This window comes from Geomonas silvestris (assembly GCF_014193515.1).
GTDB classification, from domain to species: domain Bacteria; phylum Desulfobacterota; class Desulfuromonadia; order Geobacterales; family Geobacteraceae; genus Geomonas; species Geomonas silvestris.
In genome coordinates, this window is the sequence record NZ_BLXX01000013.1 from 143,216 (window position 1) to 160,778 (window position 17,563).

10 protein-coding genes are annotated in these 17,563 nt (G+C 64.0%); 7 read left to right on the forward strand and 3 right to left on the reverse strand.

What is annotated here, in order from left to right:
* Positions 1-193 precede the first annotated feature (193 nt).
* From GMST_RS18345 to GMST_RS18355, 3 genes are read left to right on the forward strand one after another with little or no spacing between them, the layout of a single operon-like run.
* A complete protein-coding gene (locus GMST_RS18345) occupies positions 194-1,708 on the forward strand; it encodes a M16 family metallopeptidase (RefSeq protein ID WP_183356158.1) in 1,515 nt (504 codons plus the stop codon).
* A 32-nt stretch (positions 1,709-1,740) separates the two neighbouring features.
* Positions 1,741-3,216: a M16 family metallopeptidase gene (locus GMST_RS18350; protein ID WP_371873140.1), complete on the forward strand. Its 1,476-nt coding sequence runs from the start codon at positions 1,741-1,743 to the stop codon at positions 3,214-3,216.
* Between the two features lie 10 nt (positions 3,217-3,226).
* The gene (locus GMST_RS18355) at positions 3,227-3,334 is read left to right on the forward strand and encodes an RCKP-type rubredoxin-like domain-containing protein (protein WP_183356159.1); all 108 of its coding nucleotides are present in this window, start codon (positions 3,227-3,229) and stop codon (positions 3,332-3,334) included.
* Positions 3,335-3,607: 273 nt separating this feature from the next.
* Here GMST_RS18355 and scpB read toward each other — a convergent pair whose 3' ends face one another.
* From scpB to GMST_RS18370, 3 genes are all read right to left on the reverse strand, one after another.
* Positions 3,608-4,387: a methylmalonyl-CoA decarboxylase gene (gene scpB / locus GMST_RS18360; protein WP_183356160.1), complete on the reverse strand. Its 780-nt coding sequence runs from the start codon at positions 4,385-4,387 to the stop codon at positions 3,608-3,610.
* A 228-nt stretch (positions 4,388-4,615) separates the two neighbouring features.
* Positions 4,616-6,253: an aspartate:alanine exchanger family transporter gene (locus GMST_RS18365; protein ID WP_183356161.1), complete on the reverse strand. Its 1,638-nt coding sequence runs from the start codon at positions 6,251-6,253 to the stop codon at positions 4,616-4,618.
* Positions 6,254-6,619: 366 nt separating this feature from the next.
* The gene (locus GMST_RS18370; RefSeq protein ID WP_183356162.1) at positions 6,620-10,021 is read right to left on the reverse strand and encodes an alpha-amylase family glycosyl hydrolase; all 3,402 of its coding nucleotides are present in this window, start codon (positions 10,019-10,021) and stop codon (positions 6,620-6,622) included.
* A gap of 309 nt (positions 10,022-10,330) precedes the next feature.
* Between GMST_RS18370 and mltG the strand changes: the two genes are divergently transcribed.
* The 4 genes from mltG (at position 10,331) to GMST_RS18390 (ending at position 17,338) form a co-directional block, all read left to right on the forward strand.
* Positions 10,331-11,311 carry an endolytic transglycosylase MltG gene (gene mltG, locus GMST_RS18375; protein WP_281380071.1) on the forward strand — a complete coding sequence of 327 codons (981 nt, stop codon included), beginning with the start codon at positions 10,331-10,333 and terminating at the stop codon, positions 11,309-11,311.
* Entirely contained in the window at positions 11,311-13,233 is a 1,923-nt protein-coding gene (locus GMST_RS18380; RefSeq protein ID WP_183356164.1) for a response regulator, read from the forward strand. Before mltG ends, GMST_RS18380 begins: the two co-directional genes overlap by 1 nt.
* Positions 13,234-13,695: 462 nt before the next feature.
* Positions 13,696-14,841, forward strand: a complete 1,146-nt coding sequence (locus tag GMST_RS18385) for an ABC transporter substrate-binding protein (RefSeq protein WP_183356165.1) — start codon at positions 13,696-13,698, stop codon at positions 14,839-14,841.
* A 16-nt stretch (positions 14,842-14,857) separates the two neighbouring features.
* Positions 14,858-17,338 (forward strand): methyl-accepting chemotaxis protein, encoded by a 2,481-nt coding sequence (locus GMST_RS18390; RefSeq protein ID WP_183356166.1) that lies wholly within the window; start codon positions 14,858-14,860, stop codon positions 17,336-17,338.
* Positions 17,339-17,563: the final 225 nt, after the last annotated feature.

Sequence of the window (17,563 nt, forward strand, 5' to 3'; positions counted from 1 at the left end):
GGATTTTTGTCATAGTCCGAGCCCTGGACGAGCTGCCACACAATCAGATCGATCCGATATCTCCATTTTGCCACCCTACAGACAGAATGCCCTGAACAGTAATTAATCCACGGCGTTTCCACATTGCAATGCCCACGTCTTGGTGCTATCTTTTTTTGCGTTATTCATTTTTATACCAGACTCAGAGGCCGTCATGAAAATACTTCACCGCATTGTTGTCGTGCTCGCATTTTCCTTGAGCGCCGCCACCGTATTTGCCCAGGGGCTCGAGGAGAAGGTGCACGAGTACACCCTGAAAAACGGCATGAAGCTCCTCATGGTGCCGCGTCACACCTCCCCCACCGTGGCCGCCTGGATCCGCTTCAAGGTGGGGAGCGTGGACGAGCGCAGCGACGAGCGCGGCCTGGCGCACCTTCTGGAGCACATGCTCTTCAAGGGGACCACGACGCTCGGCACCACCAACTACAAAGAAGAGAAACCGCTACTGGACCAGATCGAGGCGACCGCCCAGAAGCTGATGGCGGAAAACCTGAAGCAGGACAAGGCCGACCCGAAGGAAGTGGCCCGGCTCACCAAGGAGTTGGACCGCCTGGAGAAGGCGGCCGAGAAGTACGTGGTCAAGGAGGAGTTTGCCGACCTGTACGCCAAAAACGGCGGCTCGGGCTACAACGCCTTCACCAGCAAGGACGGCACCACCTACATCATCAACCTGCCGGCCAACAAGATGGAGCTTTGGGCGTCCATCGAGTCGGACCGCATGCAGAACGCGGTGCTGCGCGAGTTCTACACCGAGATGAAGGTGGTGAAGGAAGAGAGGCGCCGCTCCTACGACGCGGAACCCGAGGGAAAACTCTGGGAGACCTTCTTGGCCGACGCCTTCAACGCGCACCCCAACGGGCAGCCGACCATCGGCTGGATGTCCGACATCGACAACCTGACCCGCACCAAGGCCGAGCGTTTCCTGCACAAGTACTACGCCCCCAACAACGCCATCATGGCGATCGTGGGGGACATCGACCCGCAAAAGACCATCGCGCTCGTCGAGAAGTACTTCGGCAAGATCCCGCCGGGCCAGCCGGTGCCGCCGGTCGCCGTGGAGGAGCCGGTACAGCAGGGTGAGAAGCGGACCGAGGTGGTGGGCGACGCCGAGCCGGAACTGATGATCGGCTACCACAAGCCGACCCTTCCCGCACCGGACGACTACGTCTTCGACGTGATCGACATGCTGCTCACCAACGGCCGCACCTCGAGACTCTACAAGACGCTCGTGCAGGAGAAGAAGCTCGCCACGTCGGTCTCCTCGTTCTCCGCCCCGGGGAGCCGCTACCCGAACCTCTTCATCATCAACGCGACGCCGCGCGCGCCGCACACGGTGGCCGAGGTGGAGAGTGCCGTCTACCAGGAGCTGGAGCGCCTGAAGACCGAGCCGATGACCGAGCGTGAGCTGCAGCAGATCCTGAACCACCTGGAGTTCGAGGAGTCCCGCCAGATGGCCTCCAACGGCGGCCTGGCCCGTAACCTCACCGAGTACGAGGCGGTGGCCGGAACCTGGCGCTACCTCATCGAACACCGCCAGAAGGTCGCCAAGATCACCGCCGCCGACGTGATGCGGGTCGCCAAGCAGTATTTCACCCGCGAAAACCGCAACGTCGGGTTCATCACCAAGAAGGAAGCGGCAGCGGCGCCCGTCTCCGCCTCCGCACACTAGCACCGACTTCACTCTTCGAGAGGTTACGCCGCATGAAACGATTAAAAAGGCTCTTAGTGATAAGCTGGTCGCTGCTCCTCATGACCGGCGTGGTCTCGGCGCAGGGTGCCCAGGCCAAGAAAGCCGCTGCTGCCGCGCCTAAGTCCGCTGCCGCGCAGCAGCTTGCCGACCCGCGCACCATGACCTTCCCGCCGCTTCACTTCCAGATCCCGAAGACCGAGCGGGTCCAGCTGAAAAACGGCATGGTGGTCTACCTTTTGGAAGACCACGAACTCCCCATCGTGAACCTGACCGCCTATCTTAACGCCGGCAGCATCTACGAACCCGACGACAAGGTGGGGCTCGCCGGGATGACCGGCGCGGTTATGCGCAGCGGCGGCACGCTCTCCACGCCGCCGGACCGGCTGGACAGCGAGCTCGAGTTCATGGCGTCGTCCATCGAGTCGAGCATCAACACCGACCACGCCAGCGTATCGGTCTCGACGCTGGCCCGGAACCTGGAGCGCACCCTGGAGCTCTTCGGGCAGGTGATGACCCAGCCGGCCTTCGACCCGTCCCGCGTCGAGCTCGCCCGGCTGCAGACGATCGAAGGGGTGCGCCGCATGAACGACGACCCGAAGTCGATCGCCAACCGCGAGCTGAGCCGCGCCATCTACCCCAACAGCCCCTTGAGCAGCGTCCCCACCATCGCCTCGGTGAGTTCGGTGACCCGTCAGGAGATGATCGACTTCCAGAGGCGCTACTTCTACCCGGCCAACACGATCATCGCAGTGGCCGGCGACTTCGACCGCACCAAGCTTTTAGCGACCCTGGAGCAGATTTTCGCCGGTTGGCAGAACCAGCCCAAGATCTTTCCCAGCGTGCCGGCACCCAAGGACGATCCCACTCCGGCCGTCTTGTTCGTGCAGAAGGACGTGAACCAGTCGGTGATCCGCATGGGGCACCTGGGGATCGACAAGAACAACCCGGACCTCTACGCCCTCAAGGTGATGGACTTCATCCTGGGGGGCGGCTTCACCTCGCGGCTCACCCAGGAGATCCGCTCCAACCAGGGGCTCGCCTACAACGTGGACAGCTACTTCGAGACCGGGCGCCGCTTCCGCGCCCCCTTCGTCGCCGAGACCGAGACGAAGTCGGAGACCACGGTGAAGGCGACCACCCTGATGCGCTCCATCATCGCCGGGATGACCAAGGCGGAGGTCTCGGACCGCGAACTGAAGCTCGCCAAGGACGCCATCATCAACTCGTTCATCTTCGGCTTCGCCCGCTCGGACGCCGTGGTGAACCAGCGGGCCCGCCTCGAGTTCTACGGCTACCCGGAAGGGTATTTGGAGAACTACCGCGACAGCATCGCCAAGGTGACCAAGGCGGACGTGTTGCGGGTCGCGAAGAAGTACCTGCATCCCGACGCCATGAAGCTCGTGGTGGTCGGCGATGCCAAGAAGTTCGACCAGCCGCTCTCGGTCTTCGGGACCGTGCAGAATATCACGCTGAACAACAACCAATAGGAGGGAAAAGATGGCAACCTGGAAATGCAGCAGCTGCGGCTTCACCAAGGAAGGAAGATGCAAACCCCAGAAGTGCCCCCAGTGCCAGGAGAAGGGGAACTTCGAGAAGACCGAGTAAGAACCAGCCGCCGGATCCTGCAAGCGAGACAGTGCGCAGATACAAAAAGACCTCTCACCGACGGTGAGAGGTCTTTTTGTGGTGGAGCCTCGCGGCATCCTCAGGTCTCCCCTCCCTTGACGGGAGGGGGATAGGGTGTGGGTGAAGCCGCCAGCTGCAACGAGATGGCCCATTCCCCCTCACCCTGTCCCGCAAGGGGAGAGGGGACGTTCTAGTGTATTTCATCGTGCATTGAAAAATTGCAGGCATCAGGTGCGAGTGCGTCTTCGCGCGCTATTCCCCGGTAAAGACCGGCGTGCGTTTCTCCAGGAAGGCCGTGATTCCCTCGCCGTAGTCCTTACTGTCGTACACGGTGCGGCGCAGCCCCTGGATGCGCTCGAAGGTGAGCGGGCTCAAGGGGTGGGCGCTCGCCAGAAGCCGGATCTGCTCCTTGATGACGCCGATGCTGAGCGGGCTGTTGCGGGTGATCTTGGCCGCCATCTCGTAGGTGAAGTCCTCGAGGCTCTCCACGTCCACCAGGTGGTTCAAGAGCCCGGCCTTGGCGGCCTGCTCGGCCGAGAGCGGCTCGGCGGTGAAGAACATCTCCTTGGCGAAGTTCACCCCCATGATGTTGATGAAGTGCAGGATGCCGGAGACGTTGTAGGGTACCCCGATCTTCGCGGGCGTCATGCAGAACGAGGAGCTCTGGCAGCCGATCAGGATGTCGCAAGAAAGCGCCAGGTCGCAGGCGCCGCCCCAGACGCTCCCCTCGAGCATGGCGATGACCGGGATGGGAAGGCTCTGGATCGAGCGCAGGATGGTGACCAGCGGGTCGTTGTAGGCGAGCGGGTCGCGCCCCGGCATGGGGAGCTCATGGACGTCGTGGCCGGCGGACCAGACCTTGGATCCTTTCGGGGCCCGCAGGATCAGCACCCGCATCTTCCCTTTCTGCAAGGCGGCGATCGCCTGGATCATCTCGGAGATGGCGGCGCTGCTCAGCACGTTGCGGTGCTTTGGGTTGTTGAAGGTGATGGTTCCTATATTGTCCTGCAGCTGGGTAGTTATGAGTGCCATCTGGAAGGTTCTCCTTGGTTGACGAAGTGAGGCTCGGGAACAGGGCTCCGGTGTCAACGTATCGGTCGGAAGCGCCGCAAGTGTAGTTGTATTTCTTACGGCGCAAGAAAACCTTCCGGACAGCTGAGCAGACGTTCTCTTTTAGAGCCGCCACAAAGTGTACCAGGTTTTCTCCGGCAGGCTCTTCAGTGCCGTTTCAGCCTGAACCTGCAGCGCCGTCTGGCGCCGTTACCAGGGGGAGCTTACGATGATGTGCACCAGGATGATCTTCCCGATGGTGGCGACCGGGTACACCGAGGCGTACCCCTGGTCCGGGAAGTCGTTGCCGGTCTGGTCCTTGGCGTACCCGAGAACCGCTATCTGGGTGTGCATGCCGGCGATCATCCCCGAGAGGTAGCTCATCGGTATCTTCATGAACCGATAGCCGATGAAGAGCACGGTGAGAGAGGCGAGGAAGGTGATGGCGGCGCCGGCCAGGAAGATGGAGAGCCCGCCGCCGCGGCTCAAGGTCTGGAAGAAGGTGTAGCCGGCCCGGGTGCCGATGCTCGCCAGAAAGAGGGTGAGCCCGATCTGGCGCACGGTCATGTTGACGCTGTAGGGAAGCGTCCAGACCATCCCCCCCATGCGGCCGTAGGTCCCCAGGATAAGCGCCACGATGAGCGGGCCTCCGGCGAAGCCGAGCTTAAGAGTGCCGCCGCCGGGGAAGGGGAACGGGATCAAGCCGACGCAGAGCCCCAAGACCAGGCCGAAGCTGAAGGTCATGATGTCGACCTCGCTCACCTTGCGGTAGGAGTTCCCGAAGAAGGCGGAGACCTCCTCCATGTGGTCCCGGTGGGCCAGTACGCGCACCAGGTCCCCCAGTTCCAGCACCATCTCGGCGCGGGGCTGGTAGGCGTCATCGCCGCGCCTCACCTCGGTCACCACCTCGCCGAAGCGCTCCTTCAGGTTCAGCTGCCCGATGGTCTGCCCCACCACGGTCGGGTTGGAGACGAAGATGCGCCGGTACTCGTACTCGGTGCGGTCGATACGGATGTCCCGGCGCCTTTCGCCGAAGGCCTTGGCGACCAGGGCCAGCTCCTCGGGGTCCCCCACCGCCATGACGAGGTCACCGTCGGCGAGTTTGGTGTGCGGCGTCGCCATGAAGAACTCGTCGCCGCGCTTGATGCGGCCGAAGAGTACCTTCCAGCTGTGCAGCGCGCCCAGCTCGGCCACCGTGGAGCCGGGAGGGGCGAGCTGGTGGATCTTGAAGGTGCAGGTGACGTTCTTGCTGGTGTCGTCCTCGTGGCCGCGCAGGCTCGCGGCCTCGGCCTGGTAGTCGACCTTCCAGATCCTTTGCGCCAGCATGATGGCGAGGACCACGCCGATCACCCCGATCGGGTAGGTGACCGAGAAGCCGACCACCGGTTCGGCCAGAAGCCGGTCCAGCTGCTCGGACATCGCGGTCTGCTTGATGGTGTCGAGGACCGCCGCCAGGGCCGGCGAGGTGGTGAGGCTGCCGGCGAACATCCCGGCCGCCACGCCGGCGCTCAGCCCCAGGGTCTTCTTGAGCACCAGGCAGAGGATCCCCGCGCCGAGGAGCGCGCAGGCGATCAGCACGTTGTTGCGCATCCCGTCACGCCGAAGCGAAGCCACGAACGCCGGGCCCGCGGCCAGGCCGACCGTATAGACGAACAACGCCTGCCCCAGCACGTAGACGATCTCAGGGGACTTGAGGTCCGGATGCAGGGAACCGACCGCGATGCCGACGAAGAGCACTGCCCCGACACCGAGACTCATGCCGCAGACCTTCACGCGACCCAACGGATAGCCAACCGCGGCGACCAGAAAGAGGAGCAGCAGAGGATTCTCTATGAGCGTCTGTACCATGGCTTCACCACTTTGCTCTGTGCTGCAGGGAATGGGCGGCTGAAAGCTCCAGCGCCGACCGGGCCAAGTCAACAGCGGGCCGGCTCGAGACATTAGCTGAATTTAATCCACAGCCAAGTATAGCAAGGCGACTTGAACAAGCAACGAACGCGGTGGGAGGAGTGGCGGATCTCTCGGAGGACAGGCGCGGGCTCGACCAGGCCGAAGCCCCGCCCTGGTAAGACAGAAGGGGAAGGATGCATAGGAGTGCAGCTCGCCGAAACAGTGGCGGGTGTCACCGGTGAGGAAGCAGCTAGGACCTGAGTGTGCGGAGAAAAGGAAACGGGGTGGAGAGATCCCCACCCCGTCATCTTGGAATGCCGGCGCTTACTCCGGCTGTGAGGTGTCGAAGCTTCTCAAAAGGAGCTCCAGGCGGTAGCCGGCCTGCTCAGCGGCCCTCAGCACCAGCGCGCAGGAGCGCTGCACGGCTGCCTGGGGCTGCGGCACCCCGCCCGCACCGTACGGGGCGATACGCGACAGCCAGGTAAGTACGAGTTCCAGGCGCTCCTTGTTGAACCACTCCACGCCGCCGCTTTCGTGCAGCTGCAGGAAGTCGGCCGCCGCCTGGTCGGCGAAGAGCCCGGTCAGACTCACCAACGCCCCCTTCTCTTCGAACTCATCCAGGAGGGACTCGTGGCGCAGAAGCACCCGCAGCAGGTCTCCCCACGCCCAGGGCTGCAGGGTCTCGCCGGCCTCCTCCGCATCGGGGAGCAGGGCAAAGGCCTCCACCACGGGGCGCGCCAGGCCGAAGTGGTCGAACAGGGGTGCCGACTCGACCTCGGTCAGCTCGCCGATGCGGTGCAGGGCGAGGAAGGCGCAGAGCAGCAGGTGGTTTCTGGGATCGAGGGTCAACTCGGGAGCCGGAGCCTTCAGGGCCTGGTTCATCTCGGCACCGAAAGTGACCAGCAGCGAGCGGAGGGAACTCTCCTTGGCCTGGAGTGCCAGCGTCTTGTAGAAGGCGGCCACCAGCGGCTCCAAAAGCGGCACCATCATGAGTGCCTCGGCTTCGGGCTCGTCGGTCGCGGCGATCACCTTGGCAAGCAGCGCCCTCAGGGCGTCGTTGGCCCCGGCCCAGCGCACCTGCTTCACCTCTTCCTCAAGGCTTTCCACCGGCGCCCCGTTCAGCTTGTAGCAGAGGCTCCCCCAGGTGCCGAAGTCGTCGTCCCAGATCTCCTTGAAGTCGAGGAAGGCGTGGTACTCGTACCCCGCCAGCTCCACGAAGAGCCCCTGCTCGCAGAGCTCGCGCCCGTTTCTCAGGTAAGAGAGCCCCGTCGCGTAGTCCCTGAAGGAGTAGTAGTGCCGCCCGTCGCCGTTGAAATCGAGCGCCTCGCCCAGGCTGTGCTGCACCAGCGCCGCGCTGCCGTCGCCGTTTTTCCGGGTGGCCGCACAGGAGTAGCGGATCCACCCCGCCGTGTTGGCGTAGCGGTTGTGGAACAGGATGAGGCCGCGCTCGTTGCCGTAGCGGTTCGAGTAGGCGAAGACGTTCTCGTCCACGTTGGAACCGGCGTAGAAGTCGTAGAGCACGAAGTTCTCGCTCCCCGAGAAGATGTGGCGCCGGCGCATGAGCGGGAAGATGTTCGACTCGTGGCGCGCCACCAGCGCCTGGTCCACCGGCTCGTCCCACAGCGCCTGCTTGTACTCCATGCCGTACTTCTCGTGGAACCCCTCGACCTGGCCGTGGCCGATCATGGGAAGCCCGGGCATGGTCACCAAGAGCACGGTGGCGCCGAAGTACTTCCCTTCCTTGCCGAACTGCTCCACGGCGGTCCGCTCGTCGGGGTTGTTCATGAAGTTCACGAAACGCTTCAGGATCTCGGGCTCGAACTCCAGGACGTTTTTCAGGGTCTGGCGGTACTTGGCGTTCTCCTCCATCTTGAGCATGTTCATGAAGGCGGAGTTGTAGACCCGGTGCATCCCCAGGGTACGCACGAAGTACCCCTCCATGAGCCAGAATGCCTCGGCCAAAAGCAGGGTGTCCGGCGCTTCCACCGCCACCCGGTCCACCACCTCGCGCCAGAACTCGTTGGGGAAGACGGCGTCGAAGGAGGGGCGGTCCATGCCGTGCTCGGCGCGCGAGGGGACGCCGGAGCCGTGTCCCGGGAGCGGGTACCACAGGCGCTGGTAGTGCTTCTTGGCAAGCGTCATGGCGGCATCGAAGCGGATGATGGGGAACTGGCGCGCCACGTGGAGGATGGTCTGAATCACCGCCTCGCGCACCTCGGGGATCAGGTAGTTGAGCTGAGCCGTGTCGTTCCAGGGGGTCGAGGTGCCGTCGTTGCCATGGTAGATGTAGCGCGCCCGCCCGGTGTCCCGGTCGACGTGCTTGAAGACCACCGCAGCGTCGCGTTTGTCCCAGTAGCCGTCCTCGATGAAGAGCCCGATGCGGCCATCGAAGGAGAGGTCGGGGCCGTTGAACTGGTAGTTTGGGTAGGGCGGGTAGTCGAGCTGGACGAACCAGTCCGGGTGCTCCAGGGTCCACTTCGAGAAGAGGCCGGTGTGGTTGGGGACCATGTCGCTGGCGAGCCGGATGCCGCGCGCGGCGCAGCGCTGGCGCAGGTTGTCGAGCGCCCAGTCCCCACCCAGGTCCTGCGCGATGACATAGTCGAAGAGCGAGTAGGCCGAGGAGATCGCCTCGTGGTTACCCATGATGTGCTTGATGCGCTGCGAAGAGGGGGAGCGCTCCCAGATGCCGATCAGCCACAGCCCGGAGAAGCCCCAGCGCGCCAGCTTGTCCAGCTCGGCGTCCGGGATCTGGTCCAGGGTGCGGATCTCGCGGCCGTAGGTGCGCGAGAGCTGGCCGAGCCAGACGTAGACCATCTTGGCGATCATCACCACGTTGGCCATCCAGTCGGCATCCTGCGAGAAACGCTCGTACTCCGGATACTCGTCCCCCCCCGTGCGCCTGAGCCACCCCTTGCCGAAGAGGACCTTCGCCTCGCCGGGACCGTGCCCTTGGGCAAAGGAGCGCTCCTCCTGGGCCACGATGTCCATGGCGGTGATGAGTTCGGTGAGGATCTCGCCGGGCAGCAGGCCGGCCCAGTGCTCCTTTATGTAGGCGATCTGCCCGGCAAGAGAGGTGGGCGAGGCCTTCAGGGGGGCGCGCAACAGCTCGGGGAGCGGCACGTTGAGCGGCTGGAACCCGGGCCCTTGGGCCAGGCGCTCGTCGAGCTTCCCGGAGACCGTCGGGTACGGCGAGCTGGCGGCCAGCTCCACGCTGTCGAAGATGCGGCGCAGCCCGTCCAGGGCGCGGTTCTCGTCCCCCAGGCGCAGCAGAAAGAGTTCGGCGGCCAGTCCAGAGCGGCGGGAAAGCGAGGCATCGTCGCCGGAGAGGTAGCGCTGCGGGGCCTGCCTCCCCTGCACCATCTCCTGCGAGGGGAACAGCTCGGTGAAGCGGGCGAGCGCCTGCGCCGCGTCGCCGCGGTACCCGGGGTAGCCCGCCTGGGCCATGGCCGCGTTGAGCACCCCGGGCTGCTGCCGGCAGTACTCGGCTACCAGGAAACGGTACACCTTGTTGAACACCGAGTAGAGATGCAAAAGGCCCGGCGGCACCGCAGGCTCCCCGGAAATAAGCTGCCGGTTCAGTTGCGCCGCCAGACGCCGTGCGTAAATGATGCCGGGAGCGCTCCCCAACTGCTCGAGGAGGGTGCGCAGCTCGACCCGCTCGCCACAGCGGGCGGAAATGGGGATATCGAAAGGAAAATAATCCGAGTTAATCAGCCGTTGCTTCATGAAGACACCTCGCGGGGATTGGCACTGGCTCAGGCGCACCGCTTGCCGGCGTGCACCAGTCGGCAATAATACATGGTATTTTTCCGGCTGTCTCTAAAAAAATTATTATTAACGTGCTAGAATTTTCCACGCTTTTCCTTACCCCATTGAGGCATTTACCCTTGACATCATTCGAGATTTGCCCTAAAGCTAGCGGTAGCGTCTCGCTAAAGCACCGTTTTTAAACAGGGTACTCCCATCGCACTCTCCGCCTTCACACGTCTTTACCGTAAGCTCCGCCGGCGGCGCCGCGCCGCCCTCCTCGTCCTTATCATCCTCATTATGATCCCCCTGGGGCGCTTCTACCTGTTCATCCAGGCCCCTGCCGGAAAGGGCAAGAAGCTGGAGATCGTCGAGCTTGCCAAAGGGACCTCGCTGCGCAGCTTCGCCGGGGTACTCGAGTCGCGCGGCATCGTCTCCAGCGCCCGGCTCTTCGCGCTCTACGCCCGCATCAAGGGTGGGGACGCGCGGGTCAAGGCGGGTTACTACCAGTTGAGCGACGGCATGCGCCCCTTCGAGATCCTGGACAAGATGCTGGCCGGCGACGTCTACCAGCGCATCTTCGCCCTCCCTCCCGGCTATTCCATGTACCAGGTTGCCGAGATCCTCGAGAAGCACGCCATCTTCCGCAAGGAGGCGTTCCTGGCCGCCTGCCGGGACCGCACCCTGCTGGACCAGCTCGGCATCGACGGCTCGAGCGTGGAAGGGTACCTCTTCCCGGGGAGCTACAACATCCTTCCCGGGCGGACCGAGCACCAGGTGGTGCGCGAGATGGTCGAGCGCCAGCTGAAGGTGCTGAAAAGCGGCTACCAGGCCCGTGCCGAAAAGGCCGGCCTCTCTCTCGGGAAGCTGCTCACCCTGGCCTCGATGGTCGAGAAGGAAGCGGTCCGCGCCGAAGAGAAGCCGACCATTGCAGCGGTGTTCGAGAACCGCCTCAAGCTGAGGATGCGCCTGCAGAGTGATCCTACCGCCCTGTACGGGATCCGCGCCTTCGCGGGGAAGGTCTCGCGCCAGGACATCCTGAAGCCGACCCCCTACAACACCTACCTCATCGCCGGCCTCCCCCCCGGCCCGATCGGCAACCCCGGCAGCGACGCCATCGAGGCGGTCCTGAGCCACCCCACGGTCCCCTATCTCTACTTCGTGGCGCGCGGCGACGGTAGCCACCAGTTCAGCAGCGACCTTACCGCCCACAACGCCGCGGTGCACAAGTTTCTCAGATCCAGTACCGTCAGCGCAGAGGCTCCCTGATGGCGGCCCGGATCCTGCTCGCGGAGGATAACCAGCGGCTTGCCGGGATGCTGCAGACCTTCCTGGTTGCGCAGGGGCACCAGGTGGTCGCCGCAGCGGACGGGATCAGCGCGCTGGCAGCCCTGGAGCGCGGCGGGATCGACCTGGTCCTTTTGGATCTGAAGCTCCCCGGTATCGGCGGGGTCGAAATCCTGAAAAAGCTGCGCACCACGCCGGCCTTGCGGGAGCTCCCCGTCGTCGTGATGACCGGCGTCTACCGCGGGGCGGGGTACGCCGCCGCGGCCGAAAAGCTCGGTGTGAAGGCGTACCTGGAAAAACCGTTCACCCGCGAGGCCTTCCTGGAAGCGGTGCGCTCCTCTCTTCCCGCGCCCCCGACGGGGGAGGACCTGGCCGGGCTTTTGGTGGAACTCCACACCGGCCGCGCCACCGGTACCCTCTTACTCGCCGACCGGACCCGAATCACCTTCGTCCAGGGGGAGCCGGTCTCCTTTGTCTCCGGGGAGTTCATCAACTACCTGGTGGCCACCGGGCACCTGGGTGCCGCCGACCGCGGGAAGTTCTTCCCCGACGGCGCGCCCCGGCTGACGCTCACCGAGGCGGGCCTCTTAAGTTACGACGAATTGGTCGAGCAGTCCCGCCTCTTCCTCACCAAGCGGCTGAGCGACGCGCTGGAAGCGGGGAACCAGGCACACTTCAGCAACGAGCTCTTCCCCCCCGAGCTGCCGCTTTGCCCGGTCTCCCTCCCCCGGCTCCTCTACCAGGCCTCCCGCTCCAGCGCGGCACGCTTTTCCGGTGCGGAGTACCTCGCACAGTACGGCCGGCTCTTTCCGGCGAAGACGGCGCACTATTTCCGGCGCAGCAACCTGTTAACCCTGGGGCGCGACGACATCGACCTTTTGGAGCTGCTCTCCTGCGGGCGCCGCGTCGAGGAGATCGTGACGGCGAGCGCCGACCGCAACGCTGCCGCGTCGTTTTTAAACTTCCTGGTGCGCCTGGGGATGCTCGCCCTGCACCCCACGCCGGTTGCCGACCAGGGACCCGACTTCCCCCAGAAGCGGCTCTTCAACCGCCCCATCGAGGAGGTGCGCGAGGCCGACGCCGCGCCGCTGAGCTTCGAGGACCTGGTGGACGAGGTCTCGGGATCGGTGGAACTCGTGGTAGGCGAAGAAGGGATGGCCGCGCCGCTCTCCGCGGGCGAGATCGACTTCGAGCAGGAGGTGCAGCGCGACTACGCCGCGATCCAGGACAAGAACTACTACGAGATCTTCGGGCTCTCCCAGGGTTCCTTCAGCTTCGGCGCCCTCAAGGAGGCCTACTTCTCGAAGACCAGGCAGTACTCGGCGGAGAAGTTCATGGAGCTCTCCGGGGCGACCCTCTCACGGGCCCAAGACGTCCTGTCCCACTACGCCAACGCCTACAACACCCTCTCCAGCGTGATCGCCAAGGAGCGCTACGACGAGATCCTGAACGCGAACAGCGTGGGGGTCGGCGGACAGCGCGACGACGAATTGCAGGCCCGTATCCAGTTCCAGTCCGGTAAGGTGTTCCTTGAGATGGAGGACTACCCCAACGCCGAGCGCGCGCTGCAGGACGCCTACACCCTCGATCCCAACGATGCCCCGACCTGCGCCTTTTTGGCCTGGGCCATCTACAAGAACCCGGCAAACACCGGCTCCCGCACCAGCTTGGACAAGTGCCGGATGCTCCTCTCCAAGAGCCTGCAGATGGGGCGCTGCGCCGAGGCCTTCTCGTTCCGCGGCTGGATGCTCCTGGACGAGGGGCGCGACGGGCTCGCCGAGTCCGAATTCCAGAAGGCCCTCAGGCTGAACAGCCGCGAGCGCCTGGCCCAGGCCGGGATGCGGCTCATCAACGAGCGCCGCGAAGCCGAGAAGAAGGGGCTCTTCAAGCGCATCTTCGGCTAGCCCGCGCCCATTCCTCTCCATTCCTCTCCATTCCTCTCCATTCCTCTCCATTCCTCTCCATTCTTCTCCATTCCTCTCCATTCCTCTTTTTCCACGTTTTCTCTCGGGCTCTCATCCCCACCGATCCGACAAACCTTTGCCTCACCTTTTCAAGATCTTGATTGCTCCCCAACGAAAATGCTCCCACATGATCTAGCTCAAGCAGCCGTTTGAGTCCGTCATGCGCCGATCGGCCGAACTCTCGTTCCCCCCTTCGCAAGGGGAGGACGTGAGAGCACCTGTCTGCCTTGCGCTTCAATTATTTTGTTTTATTTAAAATCAATTAAAGTTTCCTCCGATGGGTCCCGATACCAATAACCATGGGCTACCACCTCGGTCCACCTATGTAAAAACAGCTACCTGACAAATTCTGCCAGTCGAACCTCAGTGTAGCCGCAGCCGTCACATTAAAAGGAGGCACCTATGAAGACGATCATCACGCTCGTTTCACTGCTGGCCATGGGAGCCGGCACCGCACTCGCGGCGGAACCCGCAGGGGAAGTCATCAAGATCGGCATGGTAAACGACCAGAGCGGCCCGAACAAGGGAGCCGGCAAATCCATGAAGGTCGGGGTCCACGCCTACTTCAAGGCGGTCAACGAGAAAGGTGGCGTGAACGGCAGGAAGATCGAGCTGGTGAACGCCAACGACCAGTACGTGCCGGACAAGACGGTAGACGGGCTGCTCAAGCTGATCGAGGAGCAGAAGATCTTCGCCGTGATCGGCACCATCGGCACCTCCAACGGCGTCTCCATCCTCCCCATCGTCAAGGAGTACAAGCTCCCCTTCGTGGCACCGCGCTCCGGCGCCTCCAACTTCCGCTCCCCGGTGCTGCGCGAGGTGATCAACATCCGCGCAAGCCACCAGGAAGAACTCGACAAGCTGGTCGATCTCCTGGTCAAGGAAGGGGGCGCCAAGCGCTTCGCCATCTTCTACCAGAACGACACCTTCGGCACCGACGTCCTCAACTGCACCGAGAACGCGCTGAAGCGGCACAACCTGACCCTGGTCGCCAAAGGGGCCTTCGAGCGCGGGACGCAAGCGGTCACCGCGGCTCTCGCCTCCATCATCGCCGCCAAGCCGGACGCCATCATCCTGGGCTCCATCTACGGGCCGGGTGCCGAGTTCGCCAAGGCAGCCCGCAAAGAAGGGCTCAAGAGCTACCTCGCCACCGGTTCCTTCGCCGGCGGCTCCAACCTGGTCCAGGCGGCCGGGGAAGCCGCCGAAGGGCTCCTCATGTCCCAAGTGGTCCCCCACCTGGACGACTTGAGCCTCCCGGTCACCAAGGAGTGCAAGGAGGCGATCGAGAAGAACCCGGAGGACGTCAGCTTCAACGCGGTGACCCTGGAGGGGTGCCTGACCGCGAAGTCGATGGTGCTCGCGCTGGAAAAGGCCGGCACCCCGCCCACCCGGGAAGGGCTCCTCAAGGCCTACGAGGCGATGAAGGACGTCGACCTGGGGGGGATCAAGCTGAACTTCTCGCCGGGAAACCACCAGGGGCAGAGTAACGTCTACCTGGAGATCGTCCGGGGCGGCAAGCTGGTCCCCTTCAACTCCTTCAAGAACTAGCAGCAGGAGAGGCACCATGACCGTCAAAAGCAAGCTGCTCAGCAACGTCGCCTTGACCATCATCGGCATCGCCATCATCGCCGGCATCGGGCTCTTCTCCATCGGCAAGGTGCGTTCGAGCATCGAAATCCTCACCGGCAAGTCGACCCCGCTGCACCTGAAGATGCTGGAATTGCAGCAGACCGTCGAGAAGGTCTCCGCCGACTTCATGCGCCTGGAGATGACCACCGAACCGGCGGAGGTGGCGAAGCTCTCCGACACCATCACCGGCCGGATCCGCCGCATGGAGGCCCTGAACGAGGAGATCCGGGAGGGCGGCGCGGACTCCTCGGGGGTGGATACCGCCGTACTGCGGGGGATCGAGCAGACGGTGGTCCAGGTCGCCTCGCAGCGCCTGAAGGACATGGCGCTCTTCAGGGGGGAGATCGCCACGGTGAACAGCGAGCTGACCCGGGCCGAGGCCGGGGTGGCAGAGATGCGCAAGAGCATCAGCCAGCTGGGGAGCTCGGCCCTGGGCGCTATCAACTCCTCGCAGGCGGCGAACCTGCAGGTGAACTCGAGCATCAAGAAACTGCTCACCTTGCAAAGCCGGCTCAAGGACATCAGCATCATCTTGAGCGACCTAGAGCTGATCAAGAACAAGTTCAAGATCGGCCCCTTGCGGGAGCGCCTGAAAAACGCCGTCGAGCTCACCCGCAGCATCGAGGTGGAAAACGGCGACAACCCGGCCATCAAGGAGGTGAAGGGGGTGGCGCTCGACCTTTTGAACAAGATCGGCGCCGACGAGGGAGGGCTCATCCCCTTCAGGCTGGAGATCCTGAGCACCCCGGAGAAGACCGAGACCGAGCAGTACGCCGCCAAGATCCAGGAGATCGTGAAGCCGCTCGAGGAGAACAGCCGAAAGATCTTCAATACCATCGACACCCTCGAGCTGCAGATCGTCAAGGACCGCAACAACGTGGTGGCTTCGCTCGGCTTCCAGAACGCGGCCTCCGCGGTCATGGAGGCGGGCTCGGCGATCAGCGTGGACGTGAAGGAACTCAACTCCGGGGTACGCCAGATCATGCTGAGCTCCGGCGAGGCGGAGGTCGCTCGAATCGCCGGGGCCCTTACCCAGACCGAGAAGCGCATCGACGGTAACATCGCCCTGGCGCGCAAGCTGTTGCAGCAGTCCGGCCAGACCGCGCTCGCCAACAACATCGGGCAGGTCTCGGGCATCATCAAGCACGCCGCCGCCTCCATCGGGCGGATCGAGGCGACCAAGCTGAGCGTCATCAAGAGTAACGCCGCCATGCAGAAGGCGCTCGACTCGGCGCGGGGAATCTCGCGCGAGCAGGCACTTAAGAGTGAGGAGCAGGTGAAGAGCATCGGCGAGAACCAGCAGCAGATCCTCGCCGGGGTGCGCCAGGCGGTCCGTAACGCCACCACCCTCTCCTTCGTGATGATTGGCGTGTCGCTCCTGGTCGCCCTTATCTCGCTGCTGATCAGCCTGCGCATCATCGCCTCGATCACGAAACCCTTGGCGCACGCCATGGTGGCAACCCGGGGGATCGCCCAGGGAGACCTCACCAGGCGGATCGCTTCCGCGGGCAACGACGAGATCGGCGCGATCTGCAGCAGCATCAACAACATCGTGGTGCACTTCCACGAGGTCATCTCGCGGGTTGCCGAGAACACCCGCCAGGTCGCCTCCGCCTCGACCCAGCTCTCGCTTGCCGCGGAGCAGATGGCGACGGGGTCCGCCCGGGTGGCCGGCCAGGCGGACACGGTCGCGACCGCCAGCGAAGAGATGGCCGCCACCTCCAACGAGATCGCCCAGAACTGCACCTCGGCGGCGTCGAGCTCGCAGCAGGCAAACCAAGCGGCGGCAGCCGGGGCCGAGGTGGTCAAGGGGACGGTGCGCGGCATGACCCAGATCGCGGAGAACGTCCGGAAATCGGCGGCCAGCATCGGGAGCCTGGGTACCAAGTCCGAGCAGATCGGCGGCATCGTGTGCACCATAAACGACATCGCCGACCAGACCAACCTGCTCGCCCTGAACGCCGCCATCGAGGCGGCGCGCGCCGGCGAGCACGGGCGTGGCTTCGCGGTGGTGGCCGACGAGGTGCGCGCCCTGGCGCAGCGCACCGCCAGCGCCACCAAGGAGATCGGCGAGCTGATCAAGGCGGTCCAGTCGGAGACCCGGGAGGCGATCAAGGTCATGGAGGCGGGGGTGCGCGAGGTGGAACAGGGAAGCGCCGAGGCGGAGCAGTCGGGAGGCGCCCTCGAGGAGATCCTGCAGCAGATCGGCGCACTCACCATGCAGGTGAACCAGATCGCGACGGCGGCCGAGGAGCAGACCGCCACCACCGGCGAGATCACCGGGAACATCCAGACCATAAGCGAGGTGGTCCAGGAGACCGCGGCGAGCGCCCAGGAATCGGCGTCCTCGGCGCTCAAGCTCTCCCAGCTCGCCGACGAGCAGCAAAAGCTGGTCGGGCAGTTCAGGCTCGCCTAGGGGCTTCCCATCGCCCCGGCGTCACATGGTGCCGCACCGCTTTTCGGTGCGGCATTTTTGTTGGAGCCTCCCGCCCTCCCCCGCAGTTTCCCGCTAAACTGGATCTTCCCCGATCTTGTGGACAGTCCGAAAAGCTGCTAAAACCGGCAGCACGGAGGGACTGTCATGGCAAAGAAGAGGAAGACGTATTCCAGGGAATTCAAGGTTGAAACGGTTAAGCTCATC